Source organism: Sphingomonas segetis (assembly GCF_009720245.1).
Lineage (GTDB): Bacteria > Pseudomonadota > Alphaproteobacteria > Sphingomonadales > Sphingomonadaceae > Sphingomicrobium > Sphingomicrobium segetis.
In genome coordinates, this window is sequence record NZ_WJSQ01000180.1 from 1 (window position 1) to 4,758 (window position 4,758).

A 4,758-nucleotide genomic window follows, 5' to 3' on the forward strand; every position below is an offset into this window, starting at 1 on the left:
GTTGATCCGCGGGCCCAGCGCGAAGCCGAGGTCGCGGCAGCTCGGCGCTTTCACCAGCCGCGCGGCCTCGGCGAGCGCAGCGAGGCCGATATTCTGCTTCGCGGCCATCACCCGCAGCCCTTGGGTGACGAAGGCGCGGTTGAGGCTCTTCAGTCGCGCGACGTCGGCGACGGTGCCGAGCGCCACGAGGTCGAGCAAGTCGAGGATTTTCGGCTCGGCGAGCGCCTCGAACACGCCGCGTCCGCGCAGCTCGCGGATCAGCGCGACGCCGAGCAGGAACGCCATCCCGACCGCTGCGAGGTGGCCGTGCGCCGCTCCGTCCTCGCTTTCGTCGAGGCGATTGGGGTTGATGAGCGCGTGCGCGACCGGGAGCAGGCTCGCGCACTGATGGTGGTCGACCACGATGACGTCGAGCCCGGCAGCCTTGGCTTCGTCGAGCGCCTCGAAAGCCTGCGCGCCGCAATCGACGCATACGGCGACGCTCGCTCCGCGCTCCTTGAGCACGACCAGCGCTTTGCCCGACGGTCCGTAGCCCTCCATCAGCCGGTCCGGGATATAGACGATCGGTTCCGCGTTCAGTCGCCGGAGCAGGAGCGTCAGCAACGCCGCGCTGGTCGCGCCGTCGACGTCGTAATCGCCGAAGATGGCGATCGTCTCGCCGGACTGGACCGCGCCGGCGAGCCGCTTCGCGCCCTTGTCCATGTCGGCAAAGCAGCTCGGGTCCGGCAGGAAATCGCGGATCCTCGGGTCGCGATGACGCGGCAAGTCCTCGCGCGGGACGCCGCGGGCGAGCAGCAGCTGGTCGACCAGCGCGTCCATTCCGGGGCTCTCGCCCGGCTCCCGCCGCCAGCGCCACGGCTGGCCGGTCACCGACTGCTCCACGTGCAAAGCGACACTCATGGGGCGGACCCTAGCAGGTCGTCGCGCAAGGCGCGCGCCGCCGCGCTGGGGATTGCGGGGATAAGATGCGTCGCCGCGCTTCCGCCGGCGACACCGAACTGGAGGGTCGCGGTGCCGAAGCGGCGGGTGACGAAATTCTCGGTGTAATCGATGCTCTGGATGCGCGACTTGGGAAGGATCACCAGCCGGCGCCGCCACCAGCCGGAGCGCATCAGCAAGCGTTCGCCGTCGAGCGCATAGGCGATCCGTCGCCACGCGAGCGCGCGCAGGGCGACGAGCGCGAACAGGCCCAGCGAGAAGATCACGGCCATCGGCCACACCGTCACCGCTTGCACCACGACCACGAGAAGAAATGGCGACAGCGCCAGCACGAACGACCAGACATAGGCCGGCGACACCCGCGTCCATCGCGGCGCGGGCGGGATCGGCAGCCAACCCATTTCCTCGAGGATCGCATCGACCTCGGCGGGCTGCGCAAGCGGCGCCAGCTCGTGATTGCCGCGGCTGCGTTCCTCCTGCGCGAGGCTTTGCAGGAAGAGCTCGCTCCAGCCAAATGTCGCGCGCACCGGTCCCGAGGCGACGATCGCCGCCTGGGCGCGCTTTACCGGAAGCGTCACGTCGGTCTTCGTCAGCAGCCCGCGCCGCCGCCGCAGGCCGGTTCCGGTGCCGTCGAGCCGGAAGCCGTAATCGCGCAGCAGCGTCCGGACGATTCCGGTCGCGAGGCCGAGCAGCAGGAGCAATGCGATTCCGGCAGCGATGCCGGCCAGGCGATGAGTCAGGGCAAACTGCTCGAGCGGCGCGCTCGCCGCGACGAGGTCGCGCCAGAAGCTCTCCTGGAAAGGGTCGATGCCGAGCGGCTGGCCGACGGTTTGGGTAAAGCCGATGAGGGCGGCGAATACGGCCAGCGAGAAATTGAACGTGCCGGCAAGGAGGACGCGTCCGGCGCTCATCGCGTAGATGGGCGGGCGCTCTTCGGCTGTCCTGGCCGGCTCGAGCGCCGACACGCGCCTGCCGCGCACCAGCCGGCGAATTGCCTCTGCCCGCTCCAGCGTGATGGCATGCAGCACCCCTTCCTCGGAGCGCGGGCCTTCGCCCCCGCCCCCGGTTTCGAACTTCACTTCCGCGAGCCCGAGCACGCGCGCGAGCGGCCCCTGGACGATGTCGACGTCCTGGATCCGGTCGAACGGGATCGACCGATGGCGGCGGTTGACCACTCCGCTGTCGATGCGGATTTCGTCCTGCCCGACCCGAAACTGGAAGCGGCTCCAGTAAAGGATCGTGCCGCCGACACCGAGGAGTAGGATCGCGACCGCGGCAATGACGGCCGTGCTCCAGCGGCCAGAAACCGCCAGATAGGCGATGAGCGCGTAGGCGCCGCCGAGGCTGCGCAGCGATCTCCGCAGCCCCTTGATCAGGAACAGCGGGTGCAGTCGCTCGGGCGGGCCGACGGCGCCCTCGTCAGGCGAAGTCGGTGCGGACATGGTCGCGGATGATGTCGCGCATCGCTTCGGCGCGCTCGGGGGCAAGCCCCGGAACGGTCACCGTGCTGTTGTGCGTCCCGGCGGTGTGGAGGACGAGCGTCGCGGTCCCGAACATCTTGTCGAAGGGGCCGCGAACGACGTCGAGATGCTGGACGCGCACCAGCGGGACCACGGTGTCGGTATGGAACAGCCAGCCGCGGACGACCTGCAGCAGCCGCTCACTGAGGCCATAGCGCAGACGCCGATGGATCCGCGCGGGAACCGTGGCCACCGCGAGCAACCCCGCGAGCAGCACTGCGGCCGGGATCAGCATGGCGAAGCGCGTCGAACCGGCAAGTGCATAGCCGGCGATCAGCGCGCCCGCGGTGAGCACCAGCCACATCAACGCCAGTCGCGCACGCAGCACCTTCTTGTAACCGGTCTCGACCGGCAGGAGTTCGGGCAGGTCGGCCATCTGCGCTAAACCCCTTCGTCCACTCGGTGCTGGAGGAGTTCCGAGCGCACCCGAACCGCCCGTGAACCGACGCGAGTCTCGACCAGGAAAATCGCGAAGGCGATCCCGATCGCGATCATCGAGCCGATGAACAGCAGCGCAATCGCGGTCGCGACATGCAGGCTGGTGAGGCTGGCGCTGAACAGCAGCACGACCACCGCGCAGATCATCGCAGCCGACATGACGGACAGCGAAATCGCCCAGCTCACCAGGCTCATCCGCCGATCGAGCACATGGAGCTCGCCGAGCCAGCGGTCATGCTCTGCTCCCCGGCTGGCGAGCAGCATCGGCTCGACCTGCCGCGAGCGGTCGACGATCCTCGAAAGGCGCGAGGTGCAGACGTTCACGAATGACGCGATGCCGCTCAGCAGGAACACCGGCGCGACCGCGAGCCGCACGATCTCCGCGACGGTGTCGACCGACAGGTTGGGGGCGCCCTGGAACATCGCTCGCTTATCGAAGCGCGCCCGGCGACGCGCAAGCTGCCGATGCTCTACGTTGGGCTGCTACGCCGCAGCCACCTGCTGCTCGCAGCTCGCGACCTCCAGCAGCAGCAGGCCGTTGACGACGAAGCTCGCCGCGAGAAACCAGGCGAAGCTGGCGACCAGCGGCTCGGTCGGCCCGAACACGCTGACGACGATCGTCGTGATCGACAGGCCGGCCATCAACAGCAGCCCCAACAGCAGGTCGACGCCCGCCGAGATGCCTGTCCAGATGCGCACCGAGCCTTCGCTCGGCCGGATAGCGGCGGCAAGGATCAGGCTTCGGATCAGGAGCCAGGCAATGACGAGCGTCACGTTGGGGAAAAAATGCGTCGTCGGGTTGAGGATGAACAGCAGCCCTGCCAGCGCCGTGACGCCGCCGGCCGCCATTTCGTAATGACGCGCTTCCCGGCGCAGCGATCCCGCGACGATTTCGATGAGGCCCGCCGCGACGAGCAGTCCGCCGACCAGGTCCGACGAGATGCTCTTGCCGGCCGGGAGAAGCGCCGCTCCGGCGCTGAGCAGGATGATCGCGATTCCGGCGGCACGCAGCCCGCGGGCGCGGTTCCGGTCGGATATTCGAGAATGAGCGTGGGTCGCCAAGAGCACCCCTCGATTTCTATGCCCACCGTGCGAACCATGAGAAGCCCGCAGCGGTTCCATGCCGCCGCCCGGCTCAGGGGGCGACGACCCGCAGCGCCTTCTTGCGGATCCTGTAGTCCAGCGGCAGTTCGGCCTGCACCACTTCGCCGTCGAGAGAGACGATGAGCCGCGAGCGATGCACCGCTACGCGCAGCCGCTCCACGCCGTCGAGACGGACCATGTCGTCGCGCCGGCTGCGGCCGATGAAGGCGCGCAGGCTCGCCGCGAGGAAGCTGCGGCGGGTCTTCTTGCGCATGACAAGCACGCACAGCCGTCCCGCATCGATCCGCTCGCGCTGCCCCGGCGCGCCCATGTCGATCCGGTAATCGTTGTTGCCGACGAACAGCAAAGGCGTGTCGACTCGGCCGGTGCGCTCGTCGTTGACGGTCAGCGTCAGCCGGTGATGGTTGAACCGCACCAGGGTCCGCAACGAGGCGACGATCAGCGCCAGCCGCTTGCTCCGGCCGAGCTTCTCCTGCTGCCGGTCGCGGTCGATGACCATCAGCGGATAGAGGCCGATGGCGCTGTTGTTGATGAACAGCCGGCCGTTCATCTCGCCGACGTCGACGCGGCGCTCCTTCCCGCCCGCGATCAGCTTCGCGGCTTCATCGAGGTCGACGGGAACACCGAGGTCGCGCGCGAAATGATTGAGCGTGCCGAGCGGAAGGATTCCGAGCTTCGTGCCGGTCCCGACCAGCGCCGACGCCGCGGCGCCGATCGTCCCGTCGCCGCCGCCGACGACCAGCAGCGGGTCGCCGCG

Annotated in this window: 6 protein-coding genes; all 6 read right to left on the reverse strand. The window is 68.8% G+C overall.

All coding sequences use genetic code 11. The features are described from left to right. On the reverse strand, nucleotides 1-900 hold a 900-nt coding region (locus tag GH737_RS13040), incomplete at its 3' end, for a DHH family phosphoesterase (RefSeq protein ID WP_196233172.1). After that, complete coding sequence (locus GH737_RS13045) at nucleotides 897-2,381, reverse strand: PH domain-containing protein (RefSeq protein WP_155265234.1); 1,485 nt, start codon at nucleotides 2,379-2,381, stop codon at nucleotides 897-899. The genes GH737_RS13045 and GH737_RS13040, both read right to left, overlap by 4 nt. Beyond that, complete coding sequence (locus tag GH737_RS13050) at nucleotides 2,359-2,835, reverse strand: PH domain-containing protein (protein ID WP_155265235.1); 477 nt, start codon at nucleotides 2,833-2,835, stop codon at nucleotides 2,359-2,361. Before GH737_RS13050 ends, GH737_RS13045 begins: the two co-directional genes overlap by 23 nt. A gap of 5 nt (nucleotides 2,836-2,840) precedes the next feature. Further along, nucleotides 2,841-3,320: a DUF2721 domain-containing protein gene (locus GH737_RS13055; protein WP_155265236.1), complete on the reverse strand. Its 480-nt coding sequence runs from the start codon at nucleotides 3,318-3,320 to the stop codon at nucleotides 2,841-2,843. Between the two features lie 60 nt (nucleotides 3,321-3,380). Continuing rightward, the gene (locus GH737_RS13060) at nucleotides 3,381-3,959 is read right to left on the reverse strand and encodes a hypothetical protein (protein WP_155265237.1); all 579 of its coding nucleotides are present in this window, start codon (nucleotides 3,957-3,959) and stop codon (nucleotides 3,381-3,383) included. Between the two features lie 73 nt (nucleotides 3,960-4,032). Further along, nucleotides 4,033-4,758, reverse strand: a 726-nt coding sequence (locus GH737_RS13065; RefSeq protein ID WP_155265238.1) for a diacylglycerol/lipid kinase family protein, incomplete at its 5' end; no start/stop codon positions are given.

Excerpts from the sequence above, each read along its gene's own strand:
- GH737_RS13045 (WP_155265234.1), bottom strand. The coding sequence starts at position 2,381 with ATGTCCGCACCGACTTCGCCTGACGAGGGCGCCGTCGGCCCGCCCGAG.
- GH737_RS13050 (WP_155265235.1), bottom strand. The coding sequence starts at position 2,835 with ATGGCCGACCTGCCCGAACTCCTGCCGGTCGAGACCGGTTACAAGAAG.
- GH737_RS13055 (WP_155265236.1), bottom strand. The coding sequence starts at position 3,320 with ATGTTCCAGGGCGCCCCCAACCTGTCGGTCGACACCGTCGCGGAGATC.